This is a genomic window from Pseudomonas sp. WS 5412, assembly GCF_012985615.1.
Lineage (GTDB): Bacteria > Pseudomonadota > Gammaproteobacteria > Pseudomonadales > Pseudomonadaceae > Aquipseudomonas > Aquipseudomonas shahriarae.
Genome location: NZ_JAARMB010000007.1, coordinates 191878 through 214613, shown reverse-complemented (window position 1 = coordinate 214613; position 22736 = coordinate 191878). Strand labels below are relative to the sequence as shown.

Annotated in this window: 27 protein-coding genes and 1 tRNA gene; 13 read left to right on the top strand and 15 right to left on the bottom strand. The window is 58.8% G+C overall.

Annotated elements, in window-relative coordinates:
• Positions 1 to 26 precede the first annotated feature (26 nt).
• The gene (locus HBR94_RS12390; protein WP_170044876.1) at positions 27 to 632 is read left to right on the top strand and encodes an amino acid transporter; all 606 of its coding nucleotides are present in this window, start codon (positions 27 to 29) and stop codon (positions 630 to 632) included.
• A gap of 164 nt (positions 633 to 796) precedes the next feature.
• Here HBR94_RS12390 and HBR94_RS12385 read toward each other — a convergent pair whose 3' ends face one another.
• A complete protein-coding gene (locus HBR94_RS12385) occupies positions 797 to 1237 on the bottom strand; it encodes a hypothetical protein (RefSeq protein WP_170044875.1) in 441 nt (146 codons plus the stop codon).
• Between the two features lie 140 nt (positions 1238 to 1377).
• Positions 1378 to 1454: transfer RNA gene (locus tag HBR94_RS12380), tRNA-Met, on the bottom strand.
• Between the two features lie 387 nt (positions 1455 to 1841).
• Between HBR94_RS12380 and HBR94_RS12375 the strand changes: the two genes are divergently transcribed.
• Entirely contained in the window at positions 1842 to 3059 is a 1218-nt protein-coding gene (locus tag HBR94_RS12375) for an MFS transporter (protein WP_057958276.1), read from the top strand.
• A gap of 38 nt (positions 3060 to 3097) precedes the next feature.
• On the opposite strand, the gene HBR94_RS12370 is transcribed toward HBR94_RS12375, so the two are convergent.
• A complete protein-coding gene (locus HBR94_RS12370) occupies positions 3098 to 3649 on the bottom strand; it encodes an RNA polymerase sigma factor (protein ID WP_057437724.1) in 552 nt (183 codons plus the stop codon).
• A 262-nt stretch (positions 3650 to 3911) separates the two neighbouring features.
• On the opposite strand from HBR94_RS12370, the gene sctW reads away from it, so the two are divergent.
• The 11 genes from sctW to sctU are packed head-to-tail and all read left to right on the top strand — an operon-like array spanning position 3912 to position 14132.
• The gene (gene sctW / locus HBR94_RS12365) at positions 3912 to 5003 is read left to right on the top strand and encodes a type III secretion system gatekeeper subunit SctW (protein ID WP_170044874.1); all 1092 of its coding nucleotides are present in this window, start codon (positions 3912 to 3914) and stop codon (positions 5001 to 5003) included.
• Complete coding sequence (gene sctV, locus HBR94_RS12360) at positions 5000 to 7096, top strand: type III secretion system export apparatus subunit SctV (RefSeq protein ID WP_170044873.1); 2097 nt, start codon at positions 5000 to 5002, stop codon at positions 7094 to 7096. The genes sctW and sctV overlap by 4 nt, the downstream gene beginning before the upstream one ends.
• Before the next feature lie 57 nt (positions 7097 to 7153).
• The gene (locus HBR94_RS12355; protein ID WP_170044872.1) at positions 7154 to 8059 is read left to right on the top strand and encodes an FHA domain-containing protein; all 906 of its coding nucleotides are present in this window, start codon (positions 7154 to 7156) and stop codon (positions 8057 to 8059) included.
• Positions 8056 to 9414, top strand: a complete 1359-nt coding sequence (locus HBR94_RS12350; protein WP_170044871.1) for a FliI/YscN family ATPase — start codon at positions 8056 to 8058, stop codon at positions 9412 to 9414. Before HBR94_RS12355 ends, HBR94_RS12350 begins: the two co-directional genes overlap by 4 nt.
• Entirely contained in the window at positions 9401 to 9844 is a 444-nt protein-coding gene (locus HBR94_RS12345) for a type III secretion protein (protein WP_170044870.1), read from the top strand. Before HBR94_RS12350 ends, HBR94_RS12345 begins: the two co-directional genes overlap by 14 nt.
• Positions 9841 to 10299 (top strand): type III secretion system HrpP C-terminal domain-containing protein, encoded by a 459-nt coding sequence (locus tag HBR94_RS12340; RefSeq protein ID WP_170044869.1) that lies wholly within the window; start codon positions 9841 to 9843, stop codon positions 10297 to 10299. The genes HBR94_RS12345 and HBR94_RS12340 overlap by 4 nt, the downstream gene beginning before the upstream one ends.
• Positions 10296 to 11318 carry a FliM/FliN family flagellar motor switch protein gene (locus HBR94_RS12335; RefSeq protein WP_170044868.1) on the top strand — a complete coding sequence of 341 codons (1023 nt, stop codon included), beginning with the start codon at positions 10296 to 10298 and terminating at the stop codon, positions 11316 to 11318. Before HBR94_RS12340 ends, HBR94_RS12335 begins: the two co-directional genes overlap by 4 nt.
• The gene (gene sctR, locus HBR94_RS12330; protein ID WP_057958284.1) at positions 11315 to 11968 is read left to right on the top strand and encodes a type III secretion system export apparatus subunit SctR; all 654 of its coding nucleotides are present in this window, start codon (positions 11315 to 11317) and stop codon (positions 11966 to 11968) included. The genes HBR94_RS12335 and sctR overlap by 4 nt, the downstream gene beginning before the upstream one ends.
• Positions 11969 to 11975: 7 nt before the next feature.
• Positions 11976 to 12239, top strand: coding sequence for a type III secretion system export apparatus subunit SctS (gene sctS, locus HBR94_RS12325; protein ID WP_057958285.1), 264 nt, complete (start codon positions 11976 to 11978; stop codon positions 12237 to 12239).
• Positions 12240 to 12249: 10 nt separating this feature from the next.
• Entirely contained in the window at positions 12250 to 13038 is a 789-nt protein-coding gene (gene sctT, locus HBR94_RS12320) for a type III secretion system export apparatus subunit SctT (protein ID WP_170044867.1), read from the top strand.
• The gene (gene sctU / locus HBR94_RS12315; RefSeq protein WP_170044866.1) at positions 13035 to 14132 is read left to right on the top strand and encodes a type III secretion system export apparatus subunit SctU; all 1098 of its coding nucleotides are present in this window, start codon (positions 13035 to 13037) and stop codon (positions 14130 to 14132) included. The genes sctT and sctU overlap by 4 nt, the downstream gene beginning before the upstream one ends.
• Here the strand turns inward: sctU and HBR94_RS12310 are convergent.
• From HBR94_RS12310 to ychF, 12 genes are all read right to left on the bottom strand, one after another.
• Complete coding sequence (locus HBR94_RS12310) at positions 14129 to 14500, bottom strand: transcriptional regulator (RefSeq protein ID WP_115127424.1); 372 nt, start codon at positions 14498 to 14500, stop codon at positions 14129 to 14131. The two genes, sctU and HBR94_RS12310, sit on opposite strands and share 4 nt — an antisense overlap.
• Complete coding sequence (gene hrpT, locus HBR94_RS12305; RefSeq protein WP_120731648.1) at positions 14497 to 14700, bottom strand: HrpT family type III secretion system protein; 204 nt, start codon at positions 14698 to 14700, stop codon at positions 14497 to 14499. The genes HBR94_RS12310 and hrpT overlap by 4 nt, the downstream gene beginning before the upstream one ends.
• The gene (gene sctC / locus HBR94_RS12300) at positions 14697 to 16838 is read right to left on the bottom strand and encodes a type III secretion system outer membrane ring subunit SctC (RefSeq protein WP_169960587.1); all 2142 of its coding nucleotides are present in this window, start codon (positions 16836 to 16838) and stop codon (positions 14697 to 14699) included. The genes hrpT and sctC overlap by 4 nt, the downstream gene beginning before the upstream one ends.
• Positions 16839 to 16853: 15 nt before the next feature.
• Positions 16854 to 17246, bottom strand: a complete 393-nt coding sequence (locus HBR94_RS12295) for a CesT family type III secretion system chaperone (protein ID WP_057437726.1) — start codon at positions 17244 to 17246, stop codon at positions 16854 to 16856.
• Between the two features lies 1 nt (position 17247).
• The gene (locus HBR94_RS12290) at positions 17248 to 17466 is read right to left on the bottom strand and encodes a hypothetical protein (protein WP_057958291.1); all 219 of its coding nucleotides are present in this window, start codon (positions 17464 to 17466) and stop codon (positions 17248 to 17250) included.
• A gap of 105 nt (positions 17467 to 17571) precedes the next feature.
• The gene (gene sctL, locus HBR94_RS12285) at positions 17572 to 18138 is read right to left on the bottom strand and encodes a type III secretion system stator protein SctL (protein ID WP_346342839.1); all 567 of its coding nucleotides are present in this window, start codon (positions 18136 to 18138) and stop codon (positions 17572 to 17574) included.
• Between the two features lie 7 nt (positions 18139 to 18145).
• The gene (locus HBR94_RS12280) at positions 18146 to 18727 is read right to left on the bottom strand and encodes a type III secretion protein (RefSeq protein ID WP_170044864.1); all 582 of its coding nucleotides are present in this window, start codon (positions 18725 to 18727) and stop codon (positions 18146 to 18148) included.
• Positions 18720 to 19508, bottom strand: coding sequence for a type III secretion inner membrane ring lipoprotein SctJ (gene sctJ / locus HBR94_RS12275; RefSeq protein ID WP_057958293.1), 789 nt, complete (start codon positions 19506 to 19508; stop codon positions 18720 to 18722). Before sctJ ends, HBR94_RS12280 begins: the two co-directional genes overlap by 8 nt.
• Before the next feature lie 6 nt (positions 19509 to 19514).
• A complete protein-coding gene (locus HBR94_RS12270; protein ID WP_057958294.1) occupies positions 19515 to 19889 on the bottom strand; it encodes a hypothetical protein in 375 nt (124 codons plus the stop codon).
• A gap of 63 nt (positions 19890 to 19952) precedes the next feature.
• A complete protein-coding gene (locus tag HBR94_RS12265) occupies positions 19953 to 20132 on the bottom strand; it encodes a hypothetical protein (RefSeq protein WP_057437734.1) in 180 nt (59 codons plus the stop codon).
• A 177-nt stretch (positions 20133 to 20309) separates the two neighbouring features.
• The gene (locus HBR94_RS12260) at positions 20310 to 21233 is read right to left on the bottom strand and encodes a sigma 54-interacting transcriptional regulator (RefSeq protein ID WP_170044863.1); all 924 of its coding nucleotides are present in this window, start codon (positions 21231 to 21233) and stop codon (positions 20310 to 20312) included.
• Between the two features lie 396 nt (positions 21234 to 21629).
• Complete coding sequence (gene ychF, locus HBR94_RS12255; protein WP_170044862.1) at positions 21630 to 22730, bottom strand: redox-regulated ATPase YchF; 1101 nt, start codon at positions 22728 to 22730, stop codon at positions 21630 to 21632.
• Positions 22731 to 22736: the final 6 nt, after the last annotated feature.

Below are 22736 nucleotides of genomic sequence, written 5' to 3'. Positions count from 1 at the left end.
TTTTCAGAACGATCGGAGATCAGGTTATGACGGACAAGGCTCTGGCGCCGGATCAAGAGCTGTGGCGCTCATGGACGCCCGCTGAGTTGGCTGTTCGCCTGAAGACCGTCTCGCTCCCCTGGTGCGTTGTCGGCGGGTGGGCGCTTGACCTATGGCACGGCGAAAAGACGAGGGAGCATGACGATATAGAGTTCACCCTGTTGCGAGACGATTTCCTGGAGTTCCGGCACGCGCTTGGCGATCTTGATATGTACACCGCGAAGGCCGGAGTGCTCACTTTTCTTCCCGTGGGTCAAAGCCCAGGATTAGACATTCAGCAGGTGTGGTGTTTCGACCCTGTTGCTCAAGCCTGGCGGGTGGACATGATGATTGAATCAGGAAGCCCTGAAGTATGGGTATACAAACGGGATGGGTCTATCCGGTTTCCCCGTACCGAAATGTTGTATCTGAGCAGTGAAGGCATTCCATATTTAAGGCCTGCGGCGATCCTCTTGTTCAAAGCTCTGCACGTGCGGCCAAAGGATGAGGAGGATTTTCACAAGACCTTGCCGACGCTGCCCGATGAGGAGGTGGCGTGGCTGAGGCGGCATTTGCTGAAGCTTCATCCGGGGCATCACTGGATAAGCCATTGATCAACAATTGCCCGCTGCATTGGGTTCTCCCTTTTGAGGGCGCATCGCCACACTTCTGCGGTCCCGACGCGTCGCGCAGTATCAAGCTCCTGAGCGACCCTGGCATGAGCCTCGGCCATTCGCATCTCCAGCTTACGCTTTACTGAGCGAACTTGAGCGTAGGGTCAGGGCTGCGAGTGCTCGGCATAGATTGCCATGGCCTTTTCGTAGCTGTCGGTGTTGAGGAAATCATTCTCGTATGCGCCCTGAACTTTTGCCCTGCCACCTTCGATCCCGGAGAGTGCAATTGCGACAGCGAGTGAATTGTTGTGGCCGCACTCCTCGACGGGAAAACCACGTAGCAGGATATCCGCGACGCCCTTCAACACTGGAGGTGGCAGCTTCTCAAGGTAGTAAGCAGCAGCGGGCGGTGCGTCGCCTTGATAGTCTTTTTCGTCAATTGCGATCTGCGCCAGTTGGACGAGAAAACGGGTGCAGTTGGCGTGAGATAGAAAGAATGAGTCCGCGATCTGGGACGAGTGCCAGCAAAGAATAAGCAGTTCGCGAAGCGTCTCTTCTGATGGGACGCCTTCATCGATGATGGTCTGCGCCCGAGCTTCCGCCATGTGCTATTGAAGCATGCGTGTGGGCCTACACAGAGGGGAAGGATGGAGTAGAGGTAGACAGCCAGAAACAAGAAAGCCCGCACGAGGCGGGCTTCTTGAGGTGATTCATAGACTGCTGTAGACATCTATGGATCGGTACTTGGTGGCTACACAGGGACTTGAACCCCGGACCCCAGCATTATGAATGCTATGCTCTAACCAACTGAGCTATGTAGCCAAGTGGCGCGCATTATTCGCGTAGAACGGGAATGCGTCAAGCGCTTTTTTTGAAAATTTATCTACGCTATCAACTGTTTAAGGAAAAACACCGGGTGAGGCGACCAGTGGCTGGGGATTTGTGCGCTTCACCAGGCCGCGAAGATCTGAGTGTGGGGCTTGCCTGCGATGGCATCTGATACACCGAGTTGCCTGCATCGCGGGCAAGCCCGGCTCCCACACAAGCCCGCACACATTTGATTTGTGACGCGTTCGGCGCCTGGCTGGTGTTCGCTGCAACGATTCACCTACTCGTTAGCCTGCTAACGGGATAGCCTTCCTGCCCCATTAAGTGGCACATTGTCACACCTGCACCTGTGCATCCATCTGCTGTACGGAAACGTTCCTCATGGCCCTTACCAATTCCCAGCCTTCAGTGGCTACGGCGCCGGCCGCGGCGCAATCCAGCCCGTTGGTCATGCGTATCATCGGCGCCGTGGCGCTGGCGCACTTGATCAATGACTTGATTCAGGCGGTGTTGCCGTCGATCTACCCGATGCTCAAGCAAAGCTATGGCCTGACCTTTACCCAGGTCGGCCTGATTACCCTGACGTTCCAGCTCACGGCCTCGCTGCTGCAGCCATGGGTGGGGTATTACACCGACCGTCATCCCAAGCCGTTCCTGTTGCCCTGCGGGATGATCTGTACGCTGGTGGGGATTTTGATGATGTCCCAGGTCGGCAGTTTCCCGCTGATTCTGCTGGCGGCGGCGTTGATCGGTATTGGCTCCTCGACCTTCCACCCGGAGGCGTCCCGCGTGGCGCGCCTGGCCTCGGGTGGGCGTTATGGCCTGGCGCAGTCGACCTTTCAGGTGGGCGGTAACGTGGGTTCGGCGTTTGGCCCGTTGCTGGCGGCGGCGATCATCATTCCGTTCGGCCAGGGCAATGTCGCCTGGTTCGGCTTGTTCGCGGTGTTTGCCCTGGGCGTGCTGTATGCGATCAGCCGCTGGTACCGCAACCATTTGAACCTGTTCAAGCTCAAGCAAGGCCAGGCCGCCACCCATGGCCTGTCGAAAAACCGTGTGCTCGGCGCGCTGGTGGTGCTGGGGCTGTTGGTGTTCTCCAAGTACTTCTACATGGCCAGTTTCACCAGCTACTTCACCTTTTACCTGATCGAGAAGTTCGACCTGTCGGTGGCCAGTTCCCAGTTGCATCTGTTCCTGTTCCTCGGCGCGGTGGCGGCGGGTACGTTCTTTGGCGGGCCGATTGGCGACAAGATTGGCCGTAAGGCGGTGATCTGGTTCTCGATCCTCGGTGTGGCGCCGTTCACCTTGCTGTTGCCCCATGTCGACCTGTTCTGGACCAGCGTGCTCAGTGTGGTGATCGGTTTTATCCTGGCCTCGGCGTTCTCGGCGATTGTGGTGTACGCGCAGGAATTGGTACCGGGCAACGTAGGGATGATCGCCGGGGTGTTCTTTGGCCTGATGTTTGGGTTTGGCGGGATAGGCGCGGCGTTGCTGGGGTATCTGGCGGATATTCATGGCATCGAGTACGTGTACACGTTGTGCTCGTTCCTGCCATTGCTCGGGGTGCTGGCGATTCTGTTGCCTCGCACGAAAAAAGCGTAAAGCCGTAAGGTTTGCCCTATCCCTGGGCAACACCTTTCCTACTGGTAGGGGTGAGACTTTGTCGCGCGTTTGAGCTGTTCCCGCGCCCGGGACAGTCGGGAGCGGACGGTACCAATCGGGATCGCCAGGGCGTCGGCGGTGTCCTGGTAGCTGCCGTCGGTTTCCAATGAGGCATACAAGGTATTGCGCATTTCCAGGGGCAGGTGCTGGATGGCACTCAGAGTATTTTCCAGGCGGCGGCTGATCTCAAATTGGCGCGCCAGATCCTGTTCTTCGTTCTGCCCATGGGAGAGCGCTTCGTCGAACTCGCAATGCACCGGCTTGGCATAGAGGCGGCGGAAGTGATTGCGGATCAAGTTCAGCGCGATCCCGCACATCCAGGTGCTCAGTGACGCCTGTGCGCTGAAGTGATGGCGGTTGCGCCAGGCCTCCAGATACGTCAGTTGCAGGATGTCGTCCGCATCCTCTGGGTTCAGTACGCGTTTATGAATGAACCGGCGCAGGCGCTTGTGGTGGTCGTCGGACAGATCTTGGATGGATTGGCTAGGGTCACGGGGTAAATTAACTAAAACACTGATAGGGATATCCATGATTTTTCCTCAGGGTAGAAGCAGTCGAAATGGTTTCGACGAGAACCCTGTTAGCACCGCTTGTGCCAAGCGCGGAAAGTCTCTATCTGGTTGATAAATATAAGGAAATATCTTGTTTTAGGTGTTTTTCATGCAAGGCCTTGCACAAAGCATCATGAGTTTGTGCAGGTATTTTCATTGCCCTGGGAAATGACGGCGAAGATGGAACTGTATCGGGTGCTGTAGCCACACAAGGATACGAATCTCTTGTCCTGGCACTCCCATGAAAGTCGATCCCAACCTTGATGTGCAAAATCACCCGCAGTTGAATCAGCCGGCATCTACACGGTTCGAGAGTGGGCCGTCGTCGCAGATAAACGCCCCCATCGCTGACGATTTCAGTGAGATGTTCAGCCAGGAGGTCGCACGCAACGCCACGTCCCTGAGCGAGCGTCAACTGGGCTTGCGTACGCCTCCGGCCGAGCAGTTGGTCCAGCTCTATGAGCAACTGGGTCATCCGGCCCAGGCGAAAATGGCGACCATTGCCCGTAATGTCAGGGGGCAATTGCTGCTCCGCGCCGGCGTCGGCAAAATCATGCAGATCACCGGCAACGACCCGGCGCGGGCCTATGTGGTGCTCAAGCACGTGGCGCTCCAGGCGGATGCTGAGGGGCGTACTGCGGAGGCTAGCCTGGCACGCAGTTCCCTGACTGATCTGGAGAACCACTACCAGCCGCAGATCCAGGCGGGCCTGAACACGGCGATGGCGCTGCAGGCCGGCAGCGATGACCCACAGATGCGCCAGGCGGTGCGCAGCCTGTATTACACCAGCGTGGTCACGACCCAATCGCTGGCGACCCTGATGCAGTCGCTGCTGGGGCTGTATGGTGAAGGTGACTTCGAGACGGGGCTGAAGCTGATCCGCCGGGCCCTGGCCGATGATATTGCCGCGCAGACCTCGTCGGTCGATCGGGGCCAGTTGCGCACTTTGCTGTTGGGCCTGAACGACTGCAGCCGGCTGAGCGGTGTGCTCGCGCGCTGCAAGGAGCTGATCGGGCGCTCCCTGCTGTTGTACCCCGAACTGCATCTGGATCCGCTGGGTCTGTTGCAGCGCTTGCTGGGGTATGCGGCCAATGGTCTTACGCCCCACGAAATCAAGCACCTGGCCAGGGACCTGGGGGGGAGTGAGCTGTCTCACCAGTTGAGTTCCCTCGGCGCCTTTTTTCCCGAGCTCAAAGCCTTGCCCCTGGCCTGGTGGTGCGATGCAAGACGGCGCGAAGAGGCCGTGAACAGCTACAAGCAGGTGCTGCTTGAATACGCCATGCAGGAGCGAGGCGCGCGACATACCCACACGTGGCCAGGGCTCAAGGCATGAGTGCGTTGCGGGCAATCAACGGGGTGCTGTTGAAGGTTGCACAGCGTGCCGAGGTGCTGGGCGCGGTGGTCGTCATGGCCATTGTGTTTATCTTTATCGTGCCGTTGCCCACCTGGCTGGTGGATATCCTGATTGCGGTCAATATCTGTATTTCGTGCCTGCTGATCGTGTTGGCGTTGTACCTGCCGGGGCCGCTGGCCTTTTCCTCGTTTCCGTCGATCCTGCTGCTGACCACGATGTTTCGCCTGGCGTTGTCGATTGCCACCACGCGTCTGATCCTGCTGGAGCAGGACGCCGGTGACATTGTCGAGGCGTTCGGCAACTTTGTGGTGGGCGGCAACCTGGCGGTGGGGTTGGTGATCTTTATGATCCTGACCCTGGTGAACTTCCTGGTGATCACCAAGGGCTCGGAACGGGTTGCGGAAGTGGCCGCGCGTTTCAGCCTCGATGCCATGCCCGGCAAGCAAATGTCCATTGACAGTGACCTGCGTGCCGGCCTGATTGATGGCAACCAGGCCCGGGACAAGCGTGAGCAACTGTCCCGTGAAAGCCAGTTGTTCGGGGCCATGGACGGGGCGATGAAGTTCGTCAAGGGGGACGCTATCGCCGGGCTGATCATTGTGGTGATCAACTTGCTGGGCGGTTTTGCCACCGGCATGTTCCAGCATGGCATGAGCGCCGGCGACTCCATGGCGTTGTACTCGGTACTGACCATTGGTGACGGCTTGATCGCGCAGATCCCGGCCCTGCTGATCTCGCTGACGGCCGGCATGATCATCACCCGTGTGGCGCCGTCCGGTCGCAACAAAGGCAGCAACAACATGGGCGCCGAGATTGCCCGGCAAATGACCAGTGAGCCCAAGAGCTGGATGATCGCCTCGGTGGGCATGCTCGCTTTCGCGACGCTGCCGGGGATGCCCACGGTGGTGTTTATCCTTATTTCGCTGATGACCGGCAGCCTGGGTTATTACCTTACGCGCCAGCGTCAGCGTGAGCAGCAGGCGCAGGAACCGGTCGCCGATACCCTCCCGCCGGAGCAGAACGGGGTGGAGGACTTGCGTGGTTTCGATCCGTCGCGGCCTTACCTGTTGCAGTTTCCGCCGGCCCTGCAGGATAGCCCGCTGGTCACTGAAGTGATCCACGGGGTGCGCCAGAGCCGCAATAGCCTGGTGACCCAGATTGGCTTGACGCTGCCGCCGTTTGAAGTCGAGTTTGCGCCTACGCTGGCCGACGATGAGTTTCGCTTCTGCGTGCATGAAGTGCCCATATTGAAGGCCACCCTAGGTCACTGGGTCGGCGTGGAGCTGGCGGCACTGTCGGCCGAGCCTGAAAGCGGCAGCAGGGGCCTGGTGGAGCGTGATGAACAGGACTGGGTCTGGTTCCCCCCCGATGACCCGGTGCTGGCGGACGAACACCTGGCGCGCTCGACGGCGTACAGCTTGCTCCAGGAGCGGATGACCCGGGCGATGTTGCTCAGCGGCCCGCAGTTTCTCGGGATTCAGGAGAGCAAGGCGATTCTCAGTTGGCTGGAGTTCAACCAGCCGGAGCTGGTGCAGGAGCTGCAGCGGATCATGCCGTTGTCGCGGTTTTCATCGGTGTTGCAGCGCCTGGCCGGTGAGGGCGTACCCCTACGGGCGGTGCGGCTGATTGTCGAGGCGCTGATCGAACACGGTCAGCATGAGCGTGAGCCGGATGCCCTGGCTGACTATGCACGCATAGCCCTCAAGTCGCAGATTCTCCACCAATACAGCGAAGTCGACGGCCTGCATGCCTGGCTGCTGTCGCCCCACACCGAAAACGTATTGCGCGATGCCCAGCGCCAGACCCAGACGGGGGTGTTCTTTTCCCTGGATCACGAAAGCAGTGCGGCGCTGGTCAGCCTGCTCAAGCAAGCCTTTGCCGTGCGCCCCAAGAGCAAGAGCGTGCTGCTGGTGGCGCAGGACTTGCGCAGCCCCTTGCGCACCCTGCTGTTGGAAGAGTTCAACCATGTGCCGGTCCTGTCGTTCGCCGAGCTGAGTGCTTCATCCAAGGTCAAGGTGCTGGGGCGTTTTGATCTGGCCCGGGACGATCTGATGCGCGAGGAGGTGGCATGAGGGCGTTGGTGAGTCTTGCTCGGGCCAATGTCGTTCCAGCGGTGATGAGGTTCGATGATGTTTGAATTGCGCGTGCTTGATGGTCTGCACCAGGGGGCTGCGCTGCCGCTGTTTGGCGGGCAATGGCTGATAGGGGCCCACCCGGATGCTGATCTTTCGCTGTATGACGAAGGTATTGCCGAGCGGCATGTGCTGTTGCGTTGTATCGAGCAGCGCTGGTCGGTGCAGGCCGAAGAAGGGCTGGTGCGGGCCGGCGACGGTCGGCTTCTGGCGCAGATTGCCGACCTGGCACTGGGTAGTCCTTTTACGATTGGCAATGTTCGCCTGTGTGTCACCCTGGCCGACCAGCCTTGGCCGCAAGCAGCGATGCCTGCTGCCGATGCGCCCGCGCCCAGGCCGGCCGGCCAGGCGGTGCCGGCGTTAACGTTGTCCTCGATTTCCGGGCCGCAACAGAAGCGCATGCTCAGCCTGGTGCTGGTGATTGCCGTCATCATTACGGCGGTGGGCCTGGCCACCACGGGCGACCACGAGGCACAGGCATCGTTGATGCCGGTGAAAAGTCAAAAAAACGAGCTGGACTCACCCTACGAAGTCCGCCAGCAACTGCTGAAAATGCTCAACGAGCGTGAACTGGGCAATCGGATCCGCCTGCAGGTGATCAATGGCCAGGTGGCTCTGGACGGTGACGTTTCCCTGGACGAGGTGGGAGTGGTGTCGCGCATGCTCAGTCGTTTTGGCGAGCAGTTCGAGACCTCCGTGCCGGTGATCAGTCGGGTCAAAGAGCGCAGCGCCGTGTTCCCTTTCAGGATCCTGCAGATCGTCGGCGGGCCCAATGGGCATGTGGTCCTGGATGAAGGCAGCCGGCTGTTTGTCGGGGATGAAGTGGATGGCTTGCGGCTGGTCCTGATTGATAACAGCAAGGTGGTGTTCGACGGCGTGCAGCGCTATGAGGTGCGCTGGTGAGTGGCGAGCTGCAGGCACGCCTGGAGGCCTGGCAGCAGGACCGATCACAGGCCCTGGCCAATTTTGCGCCGGTCTCGGTACGTGGGCGTATTCAGCGGGTCAACGGCATGTTGCTGCAATGCCGCTTGCCCGACGCGCGTATTGGCGATTTGTGCCAGGTGGAAAAGTCCACGGGCGACTACATGCTGGCCGAGATTATCGGTTTCGATCAGCAGGATGCGGTGCTCAGTGCCCTGGGCAACCTGGAAGGCGTGCGCGTGGGTGCCAGTGTCGAGCAGTTGGGGGTTGCGCATCGGGTGCGGGTCGGCGATGACCTGTTGGGCCAGGTGTTGGACGGCTTTGGCCGCCCGATTACGGGGGAGGGGGCCAGTGCCTTTGTCGAGGCGCACGCCCACGATACCAGCCTGGTGTTGTGCGAGGCGCCGTTGCCCACCGAGCGGCCGCGGATCCACCGCGCATTGTCCACCGGGGTGCGTTCGATCGACGGCCTGCTGACCCTGGGTGAAGGCCAGCGCGTTGGCCTGTTTGCGGGGGCCGGCTGTGGCAAGACCACCTTGCTCGCGGAGATCGCCCGTAACGTCGACTGTGATGTGATTGTGTTCGGCCTGATTGGCGAGCGGGGCCGCGAGTTGCGCGAGTTTCTCGATCATGAACTGGATGAGCGACTGCGGGCCAAGGCGGTGCTGGTGTGTGCGACGTCCGACCGTTCAAGCATGGAGCGCGCCCGGGCTGCCTTCACCGCCACGGCACTGGCCGAAGGCTACCGACGCAAGGGCAAGCGGGTCCTGTTGCTGATCGACTCCCTGACCCGTTTTGCCCGGGCCCAGCGCGAAATCGGCCTGGCCGCCGGCGAACCGCTGGGGCGTGGCGGCCTGCCGCCGTCGGTGTACAGCTTGCTGCCGCGTCTGGTAGAGCGCGCAGGGCTGACCCGCGAGGGGGGGATCACGGCGATCTATACGGTGCTGATCGAGCAGGACTCCATGAGCGATCCGGTGGCCGATGAAGTGCGCTCGCTGCTCGATGGCCATATCGTTTTGTCGCGCAAATTGGCCGAGCGCGGCCACTACCCGGCGGTGGATGTGCTGGCCAGCCTGTCACGGATTTTGAGCAACGTCGCCGAGCCCGCGCATATCCAGGCCGGGACGGCACTGCGTCGCTTGTTATCGGCGTACCAACAGATCGAGCTGATGCTCAAGCTGGGGGAATACCAGCCCGGCAACGATGCCCTGACGGACCTGGCCGTGGACAGCCGCCAGGCGGTGGATGGCTTCCTGCGCCAGGACTTGCGCGAGCCGGCACCGATGCCGATGACCCTCGATCAATTGATGAGCCTGACCACCCATGTCCCTTTCTGAACTCGACACCTTGCGGCGTCTGCGCAGGCATCGCGCCGACCGCGCCGACCGCGCCGACCGCGCCGAGCGCGCGTTGCGTGAGGCCAAGCGGCACCAGCAGGCCTTGTTGGCGCAAATCCAGCAGGCCCAGCAAGCCCTTGAGCAGACCCGCCTGGAGGAAATCCAGAAAACCGCAGAGCTGTTGGAGAAGCACCAGGGGCAGGTGCTCTCGCTGTCCCAGCTCAAGTCCTGGGGGACCCAGGAGCGCACTTTGTCCGCCGGAACCCGGCGCGAAGAAGGGCAGTTGCATGAGCTGCATGGCCGGCGTGAGGAGCAGGTGGTGCAGGTCGCCAGTGCGCAGCAACAGGTGAGCCAATGCCTTAAAGAGGTCGAGAAACTTCAGGAGTTGTCCGTTTTGTTGGCTCAGGAAGCAATACAGGAAGAAATATGACGCAAGTTCCAGCAAGCAAACCCGAACGCCCGCGTCTGCGTGAGCCTCGGGACGACAGGGAGCCGGTGATGGTGGGCGGCTTGGCCAGGGAGCTGGGGCAGTTGTTTACTCATCTGCTTGGCGACACCGACGAGAGCGCCGGTTACGGCCCATCGGCCACGGGTGCTGCGGCGTCCGCCGATATCTTGACGATTGAAGCCATGACCGGCCAGTTGCTCCCCCAGATCCGTGGGGGAGTGCAGTGGCCCCTGCAGGCGTTGCTGTATCTGCCGCGCCTGGGCCGGATCAATGCCAGTGTGCGTCGTGAACAGGGGGCCTGGAGCATCGAGTTGGCGGCAGAACAGGAGCTGACCGCCCGTTGGCTGGGGGGCGTGCGCCAGTGCTGCGAGGAGCGTTTGGCCGAAGGGTTGGGCCAGCCGGTCAATGTGCATCTGGTGCATGTGGGGACGGCATGATCTTGCCGACCTTGGTCATTCCATCGGTCAAAAGCGGCACGGTGGCGGCGAGGCTTCGTTTGGGGCGCGGCTTGCGCATGGGGTTTACGGTCCAGGACCAGCAGGGAGAGTTGCTGCTGGAACCCGGGCGTGCCCCCAGAAGCGCTGCCCCCCTGTATTTCGACAGTGCTTGCGGCCTGCTGGCCTTCAGCGAGCCGGGGCCGATGTTCAGCCTGCTGGGGGAGTGCCCGGTGACGCTGGCAGAGGCTGGCAATGATCCGGATTCCTGGTTCTGGGAGCTGTTCCAGCACCACTTGAGCCCTCAGGTGCGAGCGCTGTTCGGTTACCTGCGCCTTCGCACGCCTCCTGGAAAACTGAATTTCGGTTGCCGGCTTACGGTGACGCTGGGGCCCTCCAGGGTGGTGGGGTATCTGTTGCTGACCCCTGAAAGTCTGTTGGCGCTGTGCGAGGCGGGGCACTGGCAGCCGACGGCCCAGCCATTACCGGACTCGTTTCAACTGGCGATTGCCGTGACGCTGGGGCGCTTGCAGCTACCCCTGACCCAGGTTCGCAGCCTGCGTGTCGGTGATGTGGCGATGCTGGAACAGGCCTTTTTCGATGTGCACGGCAATGGTCGGTTGCGGATGGGAAGGCATCGCGTGCATGGGCGCCTTGATGATGAATCGGGGTCTGTGTGCCTGACACTTATATCTATCGAGGAGACGTCTGTGGACGAGGATCTTTCAGCACAACATTACTCAGGGTATGACGAGCATGATCTTGATGAACCCGTGGTAGATGTTTTTGGCCATGAGCCTTTCGATGAGTTGAGCATGGCCTTGAATGTGCGCTGTGGGACCCTGAACCTGACCCTCGGGGAGCTGCGCAATCTGGCCCCCGGCGCGGTGTTGAGCATCGCGGGCTACGCCCCGGGCATGGCAGGGCTTTACTACGGCGATCGACCGATTGGTCAGGGCCAGTTGGTGGAGGTGGATGGACGCCTCGGCTTGCAGTTGTCCCGTGTGATTTTCGCGCGATGACTTTTCAGGGGATCGACCCCATTGTCCTGGCGTTGTTTCTCGCGGCATTGTCGTTGATGCCTATGTTGTTGATTGTCTGCACGGCCTTTCTGAAAATCGTCATTGTGCTGATGATCACCCGCAACGCGATTGGCGTGCAGCAGGTGCCGCCCAGCATGGCGTTGAACGGCATAGCGCTGGCGGCAACCCTGTTTGTCATGGCGCCCGTGGGATATGAAATGGCACAGAATGCCAAGCAATTCCCCGTGGACATGAGCAGCGTGCAGCGCCTGCAAGAAACGGGGCTAGAGGCGATAAAGCCGCTGCGCACCTTTATGAGCCGCAACACCGACCCGGACGTCCTGACCCATTTGGTGGAAAACACCGCGCGCATGTGGCCGCCGGAGATGGCGCAAAACGCCCATCGCGATGACCTGTTGCTGCTGATCCCGGCTTTTGTGCTTTCGCAGTTGCAGGCAGGGTTCGAGATCGGCTTCCTGATCTATGTGCCCTTTATCGTCATCGATCTGATTGTTTCCAACCTGTTGCTGGCGCTGGGCATGCAGATGGTCTCACCCATGACCATTTCCTTACCCCTCAAGTTGTTGTTGTTCGTGCTGGTGTCCGGGTGGTCGCGCCTGCTCGACAGCTTGTTCTTTTCTTATCTCTGAGTGGCCTATGGAACCGATCCTACTCTTCAAACAGGGCATGTTGCTGGTGGTGGTGCTATCGGCACCTCCGTTGATCGTGGCAGTGATCGTCGGCGTGATGACATCTCTGGTACAGGCCCTGATGCAGATACAGGACCAGACGCTGCCCTTTGGCATCAAGCTGGTGGCGGTTGGCATTACCCTGATCCTGACGGGGCGCTGGATTGGCGTGGAGTTGATCCAACTGATCAACCTGATGTTCGACATGATCGCCCGTTCGGCCTTGAACTGAGGTACGACCGGTGCTGCCTTATCTCGACTTCCTGGCCAGCCTGGTGATCGCCATGGCACGCATCTACCCTTGCGCGTTCCTGGTGCCGGCCTTCTGTTTTCAACATATACGCGGTATGCCCCGGCATACCATTGTGATGGTCATGGCGTTTATGCCGGCGCCGATGATCCATGCTGCGCTGGCGGGCAACGAATACTCGGTGCTGATGCTCGGTGGGCTATTGCTCAAGGAAGTGGGCCTGGGGGTTTTGCTGGGTGTCTTGTTGTCCATGCCATTCTGGATGTTCGAGTCGGTAGGCGCGCTGCTGGATAACCAGCGTGGGGCCCTGGCGGGCGGGCAACTGAACCCCTCGCTCGGCCCGGATGCCACGCCCGTGGGGCATTTATTCAAGCAGGTGGTGATTTTCCTGTTGATTGCCACCCTTGGGCTGGGCGTATTGACCCAGGTTATCTGGGATAGCTACCTGATCTGGCCCGCCACGGATTGGCTGCCGGTGGTGGCCGTCAACGGTTTCAGCGTGTTCGTTGGACTGCTTGGCGAAACCTTCACACACATGATGCTTTACGCTGCGCCTTTTATCGCGGTGCTGCTGTTACTGGAGTTCGGTTTCGCCTTACTCGGGTTGTACAGCCCGCAGTTGCAGGTCAGTACCTTGGCAATGCCGGCAAAGAGCCTGGCGGGACTGGCCTTTTTACTGCTGTATTTTCCATTGCTGCAAGATCTGATCGTAGGGCGCATGGGTCTGCTGGGCGACCTTAAGCATGCCCTTGGCCTGATGTTCCGGGGCGTGAACCAATGAGCGATTCCGGCGAGAAAAAACATGCGGCAACGCCCAAGAAGCTCAAGGACCAACGCAAGAAAGGCCAGGTTGCACAAAGCCAGGACGTGCCCAAGTTGCTGGTGCTCACCGCGATCAGCGAGATCGCGTTGCTCACCGCCGAAACCAGCATGCAGCGCTTCCAGCAGTTGATGGTGTTGCCGTTTTCGCGCTTGGACCAACCGTTTGTTCGCGCCCTGGAAGAAGTGTTGCTCGATGGCCTGGTCGTTTTTTTCTCGTTTGGCCTGTTGATGTGCGCGGTGGCGATCGCGACGAAACTGATCAGCAGTTGGATGCAGTTCGGCTTCCTGTTTGCCCCGGAAAGCCTGAAGCCGGATTTCAATCGCCTCAATCCGCTGAACCAGCTCAAGCAGATGTTTTCCGCCCAGTCGGTGATCAACCTGTTGATGGGGCTGGGCAAGGCATTGCTGCTCTCGCTGATTCTGTATGTGGTTATCACCCCCTCTTTGCAGGTGTTGATCAACCTGGCCACCAGCGATCTGCAAAGCTATATCGTGGCGCTGATCGCGTTGTTTCGTCACTTGCTGCATGCCTGCCTGGGGCTGCTGCTGGTGCTCGCGCTGATCGACCTGGCCATGCAGAAGCACTTCTTTGCCAAGCGCATGCGCATGACCCAGGTGGAGGTGGTCAAGGAGTACAAGGACATGGAGGGCGACCCCCACGTCAAGGGGCAGCGGCGTTCCCTGGCTTACCAGCTCGCCCAGGAAGAACCCAAGATCAAGCTACCCAAGCTGGAAGAGTCCGACATGCTGGTGGTCAACCCCACGCACTATGCCGTGGCGTTGTACTACCGCCCCGGCAAAACCCCGCTGCCGATGCTGGTGGACAAAGGCACGGATGCCCTGGCCCGTAAGTTGATTGAACGGGCCAAGTCCGCCGATGTGCCGGTGATCCAGTGTGTGTGGTTGGCGCGCATGCTGTATGAGCGCAATCTGGGCGCGCCGATTCCCCGGGAGACCCTGCAGGCAGTGGCGCTGATCTATCGCACCTTGCGTGAACTGGATGATGAAGCCAAGCGCCAGACCCTGGAGTTGCCGGAGCTTGCGCGCCGCTAGGGCGCGCGGTGTACATCCAGCGCTTCGAGCCGGGCCAGGGAAAGCATGCGGCTGAGGGTGTCAGCGGGCGAGTGGCCACAGAAGGGCAGTGCATGCCAGATCACCAGGCTGCCCTTGGCATCGAGGAACACAAAGCACCCATCGAACGCCGTTGCGTGTTCAAAGCGCCGCTCCAGCACCCGTTCCAACTGGCCGACCTGCAACGCCTCAGGCGCAATCTGCAAGGCCAGGCCGGGTTGCGAGCCGGGATTCAAACGGCACAGGCCAATGCCCGGGTGCAGCGAGTGGTAAGCGACACGGCCGCTCACCAGGTTCTGCAGAAACTCCTGGTCATGCGAACCAGCGTCGGGTAATGGCATGACCGTCATCGCTCCAGGGAGATTGTCTGGTAATCCGAGCGCTCCCCCGAGGGGCCGGGTTCGACACGCATTTGCGGCGGCCACCACACCACCAGTTTGTCGGCGCTCGATTGGGGGCGGGAGCAGGAGTCGCCTCGACATGTCGGTGTACACCCCTCCATCAGCAGGGTCAGGCCGAGGAGGGTGATGCAGGCGATTCGCTGTTTCATGGCGCAGTTTTCCGTGTTGGGGTGAGCAGGGAGGGGCGGGTCACACCGATATGTTCATCCTTCACCACCGGGCGCATGGCGATGAATACCTCGGCCTCTTCACCCGGCTTGAGCCAGGCCCGCGGCCAGACACCGACGGCCAGGGTCTGGGAGTTGCTGCATTCCTTCTCATCGATGCGCACGTTGCGCTTGAACTGGTTACGCAGCACGACCACCGCCACGTTGAACTGCGGGCCGGTGTACCACTGGCTGCGTTCGGTATTGAGCGCCAGCAGATCACGGGTGCTGCACAAGGTGTTCAGGCCTAGCGGCATAGGCTCAGCCTTGAACGTGTGGGGCACTTGACCGGTGACCAGGTGTGCAAGGGCGCTGGTGATATCGCTGCGCTTGATCACGGGCTGATGCTCGGCATAGCGCCTGGCCAAAGGCTTGAGGGCGGCCTGCAGTTCCGCCTGGTCGTCCTGGGGCAAATAGCGCGACGGGTCCGCCTGGTCGCCGATCACCCGCGGGGTCAGGATAAACAGGCGTTCACGGCGGTTGTTCTTGCGCTCGGTGGAGGAGAACAGCGTCTTGCCCAGCAAGGGGATATCGCCCAGCACCGGCACTTTATTGCGTCTGTCGGCGCTTTCAGTGACATGGAAGCCGCCGACCACCAGCGAGCGTTTTTCCGCCATCACCGCCTGGGTGCTGACCTTGCCGCGGCGTACATCGGGGCCGATGCGTTCGGGGTTGGTTTCGTCGAAGTTGCCGTCTTCAATATCCACCGCCAGATGGACCTGATGGCTGCCGCGCGAGGTGATGACCCGTGGCACCACCTGGAAACTGGTGCCCACGGTGATGGGCAAGATGGTCGCGTTTTCGACGCCAGCGGTCAGGTACTGGGTGCGATTGAAGTCAATCACCGCCGGCTGGTTTTCCAGGGTCAGCACCGAAGGGTTGGACACCATGGTCGCCAGGCCCTTGGCCTCCAGGGCGCGGATATCGGCGTAGAAGCGGTCGCGGTTTTCAATCGACATCTGTGCGGAGGTACCCGGCGCCATGTTCACCCCGCCACGAAAGCGGCTGTTCTGGAAACCCCAGTTGACCCCGAACTCACGCAGCTGCGTGCGCTCGATATCGAGAATGATCGCGTCGATCTCCACCAGCTTGCGTGCCACATCGAGCTGGGCGATCAGCTCGCGGTACATTGCCTGGCGCTCTGGCAGGTCATAGATCAATACGGCGTTGTTACGCACATCCGCTTCAACGCGGATCCGGCCTCTTGCAACCGGGGCTCTGGTGGTGAGCGGCATGCCTGGATTCATCTGCCCGAGGGGAGCTGGCGCGCCGAGCATCTGGTCCAGCATCGGGTTGCTCAGGCGGGGCAGGATCGGGGTGACAGGCGAGGGCTGCGATGACGAGGCGGGACGTGAGGTCCTCGACGAAAGCACTGAGGTGTCCCGAGGTTCCAATAAGCCTCGCAACATGCTGGCAACCCCGGGGATGGCCAACTTTTCGCCACGATAATCAATCGGGCGGTCTGCTGCGTTGGCGAACTTCAGCGGGAACGTCAGCACACTCTGTTTTTCATCGGGAGATTTACGCTGGCTGCTGAAATGCTTGATCTGGTCGATATAACGCTTGGGGCCCGACACCAGCACCACACCATCGTCAGGTAATTCTCCCCAGCCGAAACGGCTATCGAGCAGGCCAATGTCGGTCAAGGCCTGCTTCAAGTCCGCCACGGTTTCGGAGGAGACTTCCAGGCGCGCGGACTCCTGTTGGTCCAGGGTGCTGATGTACAGCGTGTTGTTGTACATGTACCACTGGAAACGATGTTCTACTCCCAGCCTGTCGAGCAGTGACTGGGGGGTATCAGCGCGGATCTTGCCATTGACGTTGCCCTCCAGCAGGCCGTCGATCTGCAATTGCGTGCCAAAGGTCTGGGCGAAATCCTCCAGGACTTCTTGCACCGGCTTATGTTCGGCTTCATAGGCATACGCGGTGTTTTTCCATTCACTGGGGATAGCCGCGAGCGTACTTTGCAGGGGCATAAGCAACCAGGGTAACGCTAGCAGGCAGCGCCAATCGGCTATTTTTCGCGGGCCTGCAGGCGAGACGGCGCGCAAGCGATTGCGCTTGTCGATCTTGTTATACATGGGGGAACTCTCTGATTAGTACGGCAGCGAGCGTAGTGACAGGGGCTTGTGTTTCAGGTTTGGCTTTGCGAGACGCTTGATCATTGCGCGCCAGGTGTCGCGCTGGTTGAGCAGCGTTTCGAGTGTGTTGCACAACTGTTCTGGACTGCACCCACTGATCAATTGTTGACGCAGCCAGAGCGCACCACTTTCCGGTGATTGGGCCAGGGCTCCTTGGAAGTGGTTCAGGCTGGCGCGTCCCAATCGCATCCAGTTTTGCAGGGTGGATTTGTCGGGCCGTTCCTGAGTCAGTTGCACACTTAACAGCAGCACTGGGCCAGAGCGCCGTAAGACAATCTCATCGTTGCCCTCCATCAGGCTGATGTGTTCAGTTTGGTCATTCATCCAGCGGGCAATCAGCGCATCCACCTTACTGCACGCCGTCAGCGACTATTTTGAGAATGGTATGGCTGGCGCGAACGGCCTCGTTGTAGGCGATCAACGAGTAACGCTCCTGTTTCATCAACTCAGCGAACAAATACTCATCGAAATCTGTGTTGGCAAAATCTTCGTTTATATCGGCTGCCTTGTTTATGCTGCTCTGCAGTTGTCTGAGCAGGTTCTTTTTCACGTCGTGGTGGAAATCCATATATTTTTCTCCTGATGTGTCTGAGCTATGTGGTTCCCCTCAAATTTCAGTTCCATTTGTTTCGGTGTTTATTGATACATCTGTTCGGCAACGCTCCCTGACCCGTCAGGCACCTGGTGTTTGCACGTCACGGACCAGTACTGTTTCGCACAGGCTGGCCCAGTTGATACAGAAGTCCCCTTCCTCCGTTTCCAATACCAGGGATTGAGGACGGACCCGGTCATCAGGACGTAGTGTCCAAAACGTGGCGTGCTGCCTGGAAAGACAGCGTTCTACCTCGGCACACTCAAGTGGGTGACAGAGGAGTGTTGCCTTGCCTGATGGAACTTGAGTCGCCAGTAATTGCTTGACCAAGGCGCTAAGGCGCTGTGCCACAGGTGCCTCTTCAAGCAGGCAGAGGATGGTCTGGTTGGCAATAGCGGTGGCATATTGCTCCAGGTTGTCGCACATAACGTGCTGTTGTTTTTCCCATTCCCTGAGTTGCGCATTGGCCCGCCGCCAGAACTCCAGTGTGAGCTTTTCAAGGGCTTTTTCCCGGTGTTCGGTTGCCTGGCACAGCAGTTCCTTGGCTTGGGCCTTGGCACGGCTCAACAATTGACTGGCCCTGCGGCAATCCGCCAGCATTTCCTGGGAAATCAGGGTTTGCGGTAATCCTGGAGCACCGGTGCGCAACTCGACTTTACGTATGTTCAACATCATCCGTTCTCTGCTCAGTTTGATAAGTGAAGGATTGCTCGCTTGGCATGGTGGTTGCTCGCCAGACTATGGCCTGCCACAGCGTGTCCAGGCGGTTTCGAGCATCATTGAGTGCGGGTGTGTGCTCTTCAGGGGGGTGGGTCCGACGGCGCTCAAACCGCAATCGAAGGCGTTGCCAGATGGCTGGGGTTACCCAGGCACGTAGCAATTGCAGTGGGTCTTCTTTACCGGACAACAGCGTGTCTGGGCGTAGTGCCTTGGACAGGCGCTGACACCACTCGTATTGGTCTTGGCTCAACTGGCTATTGGTGGCGGGGCGACAAACGTTGTCCAGCAGCGCCAGCATGCTCTCGAGTTGCTTCTGGGGGGCCAGCGCCAAGCGAAGGATTGTGGGGTGGGGCGTGGGCGGCAGGCAGGGTTCGATACCCAGCCGGGTATTCACGAATACGTGCCGTGGGTGGCACAGGGCGCTCTGTGCATGATATTCGTCGAAGTTGCCCCAGTCGCTGTGTGAAAACTTCCACGGGAAAGCCCACCATCGGGCCCACTCCAACTGCTCACTCATGGGCCGGGGTGGCCGTGGTGAGTGTCTCACGCCGCAGGCGTTGACCACGCCTATGCCAGAACAGGGCGCCAGCCGGTACAAGTACTATGACGGCGGCTATCAACGCGAGGGTGCTGCGCCAAAAAACAAGGTCATCGCCCGGTATCAGAAACGGGCCGAAATAGCTCAGGCGTTGCTGCTCCTGGTAAGCCGTTGCGGGTACGAATACCACGGTCAGTTTTTGTGAGTTATCGACGGCCGTGGCCATGCCGGGAATGCTACTGGCGACCATCCGCCGGACGCGTCCGTGGATACTGTCAGGCTCCAGTCGCGGATCGTGTTTGATAAAGACCGAAGCGGATGCAGGTTGCACGGGTTCTCCAGGTGCAACGCGTTCTGGCAACACTACGTGGACCCGGGCGACAATCACCCCATCGATATTTGACAAGGTCGCCTCCAACTCCTGGGACAAGGCGTAGATGTAGCGGGCACGTTCCTCCAGTGGGGTGGAGATGACGCCTTCCTTGCGAAAGGTATCGCCCATTGTGGCGCGGGCCATCTTGGGCAAACCGACGGCATCAAGTGTACGCACTGCACGACTGATATCGGCGCTGTTCACTCGTACAACCACACCATCTTTGGCGGGGATTTTCTGGGCGCGTATGTGTTTGTCTGCCAGTTCCGCAATCACCTCATTGGCTTCCTGCTCGGAAAGCTGGCGATGGAGTTCGACACTGTCATTACACCCCGTGAGCACTAATGTCAGAGATAAAACCAACCCGGTGACCAGGAGACGAATCATGTTTACCTACTGCAGGTTGCTGATTTTTTCGATGAGCTGGGCACCCTTTGAGAGGCCCTTGACCAGCATCTGTGTTCCCAGCACCGTAGTGGACAGTTGGGTGGAGTAGCCGAGCGAGAAGTTTTCTCTCGTGCCGTTCCCCATCGCTTTCAGGGCTCTGCCCATATAGTTTGACGATTTGAGCAACTGGTTGGACATGTCCGTGAGGGCGTTCGGCGTAACCGTTGGGGCTACGGCTATTGCAGCTTGGCCTGAGTGCTCCAGGCTTGAGATGAAAAAGTTCACATCCTCGCTTTGGAACACAGGAGATGTAGCCATTGTGGAGGTTTTCAGGCGCTTTTCATCAGTTGATGAAAACGCCTGTAGCGCTTCTGTACGCATATAAAATCCCGAAGCCAGACAGTGAGGCTGCGTCCCCTGCCAGGAGGCAGGGGACGCAGTGGGTTATCGAATTGCTTCAATATTTTTTTTCTTTTCACTCAGCTTGAAGGATTCGTTACCTTCCTTCAGGGATTCACGCTGGATGGCTCTACGTTCTGCTTTCAGGTCTTCGTTATCTCCGCCGCCAAAACCCAGATTTGAAGAGCCGCCACTATTGCTATTACCAACGCCACTGACACCCATATTTGTTTACTCCATGATCATTAACGTAAAAGGTGTTTGCTGACAGTGTTTCAAATGCCCCTTGACGTTGGGCAGTCAAAGCCTGTAGCCATTATCTATGTGGTTGCAAATAGCATGTCGTTCCAAAGCCTGTGGGAGGAGCTGTATCGAAATATGTCCTTGTTGAGCAGTCTTCATTCACTCCAGCGATATTCCCAGTTGCTTCATTCGATGGTAGAGCGTGCGTTTGGCGATATTCAGTTCGGTCGCCACACTGTCCACGTTATAAACATGGCGGCGCAGGGATTCTTCAATCAGAAGTTTCTCTATTTGCTGCAAGCGTTCTTTTAAGTTCAAATTATTGTCTTCGGCGCTCATTAAAGGCACTGAAGTTGGAGGCAGTCCCAGCACGAAACGCTTGGCGGTTGAGCGCAACTCTCGGACGTTACCGCGCCATGGGTGACACAGCAATTGTTGAATGAGGGTGCTGGGCGGTTGTGGAACCGGGCACTTAAAGTACTCTGCCTCTTGCCGGATCATGTTAAAAAATAACGGAATAATCCGCTCGGGGCGTTCACGTAAGGGGGGGAGGGTGATGTTGACGACATTCAGGCGAAAGTACAGGTCTCGTCTGAACGCACCTTGTTCCACCATGTCGTGCAGCGAATGTTGGGCTGAGGCTATGATGCGTATGTCCAGCGGGATAAACCGCGTAGAGCCCAGCCGCTCGACACCCCGAGCCTCCAGCACACGCAGCAACTTCGCTTGCAAAGTGAGTGGCATGCTATCGATTTCATCCAGGTATAAAGTGCCCAGATGGGCGGCTTCAATAAATCCTGCACGTGATTGTATGGCCCCGGTATAGGCGCCACTGTTGACTCCGAACAGTTGGCTTTCTGCAAGGCTTTCCGGTATCGCTGCGCAATTGATGGCAACAAAGTTACCTTTTCGATGAGATAAACGGTGCACACGTTGCGCCAGTGTATCTTTACCAGTGCCTGTTTCGCCCAACAGCAATATATCGATGTTCTGCGTGGCGGTATTGTGGATTGTGCTTTCGATATCCGGGCACTCGGTTAGCGATGTGTCAGTCTCGAACTCGTACTGATAGGAGGTCGACATATTGCTGTTGCTCCAATAATGTGTCGCTTCACTATTGTGGGACTAAAGTTTGTTATATGTTGGTAAGTAGATAGTAAAATTTCTGGATTGTCATCGTGGTTAAAAATGGGAAATGGCGGCTTTGTTGTGCGAAAGGCTTGGCGGCCTGGGGTTTTATATAAGTCAAGTGTCTGGTTGTGTGGATATGCTTATTCTCGGCAGGAATAGTCTACAAGTAGCTGTGAGTTTTCTGTTGAGAAGATTTTTTGTCTGCGGAGTGGAATATTTGTATTTGAATCTTTTGATTTATAAGGTAAGTGATTGTTTCGTTGTGATGGGTAACAGAAATCATCGCCCACAAAAAAGCCGATGCAGAGCATCGGCTTTTTGTTCTACCGCTTGGATCGTACAGCCAGCTTACACGTTGAAGCGGAAGTGCATCACATCGCCATCCTTGACGACATATTCCTTGCCTTCCAGGCGCCATTTACCGGCTTCCTTGGCCCCGGCTTCACCCTTGAACTGGATAAAGTCGTTGTAGGCGATCACTTCCGCGCGGATGAAGCCTTTTTCGAAGTCGGTGTGGATCACACCGGCAGCCTGTGGCGCGGTGGCGCCGACCTTGACGGTCCAGGCACGTACTTCTTCGACGCCGGCGGTGAAGTAGGTCTGCAGGTGCAGCATTTCGTAGCCCGCACGGATCACGCGGTTCAGGCCAGGCTCTTCCAGGCCCAGGGCCTCGAGGAACATGTCTTTCTCTTCGCCGTCTTCAAGTTCGGCGATTTCCGCTTCGATCTTGTTGCAGACCGGTACAACCATTGCGCCTTCTTCTTCGGCAATGGCCAGGACCACGTCGAGCAGCGGGTTGTTCTCGAAACCGTCTTCAGCCACGTTGGCGATGTACATCACAGGCTTGGTGGTCAGCAGGTGGAAGCCCTTGATCACGGCCTTTTCGTCGACGCTCATGCTCTTCATCAGGCTGCGTGCCGGCTTGCCCAGGGTGAAGTGTGCGATCAACTGCTCCAGCAGGGCCTTCTGGACCACTGCGTCCTTGTCGCCGCCCTTGGCGTTGCGCGTGACCTTTTGCAGTTGCTTCTCGCAGCTGTCGAGGTCGGCGAAGATCAGTTCCAGGTCGATGATCTCGATGTCGCGTTTCGGGTCGACGCTGTTGGAGACGTGAATCACGTTCTCGTCTTCAAAGCAGCGGACCACGTGAGCGATCGCATCGGTCTCACGGATGTTGGCGAGGAACTTGTTGCCCAGGCCTTCACCTTTCGACGCGCCAGCCACCAGGCCGGCGATGTCGACGAACTCCATGGTGGTCGGCAGGATGCGCTTGGGATTGACGATGGCCGCCAGGGCCTCCAGGCGCGGATCGGGCATTGGCACGATACCGGTGTTGGGTTCGATGGTGCAGAAGGGGAAGTTCTCCGCCGCAATACCGGACTTGGTCAGGGCGTTGAACAGGGTGGACTTGCCGACGTTAGGTAAGCCGACGATGCCGCAATTGAATCCCATGGTGTT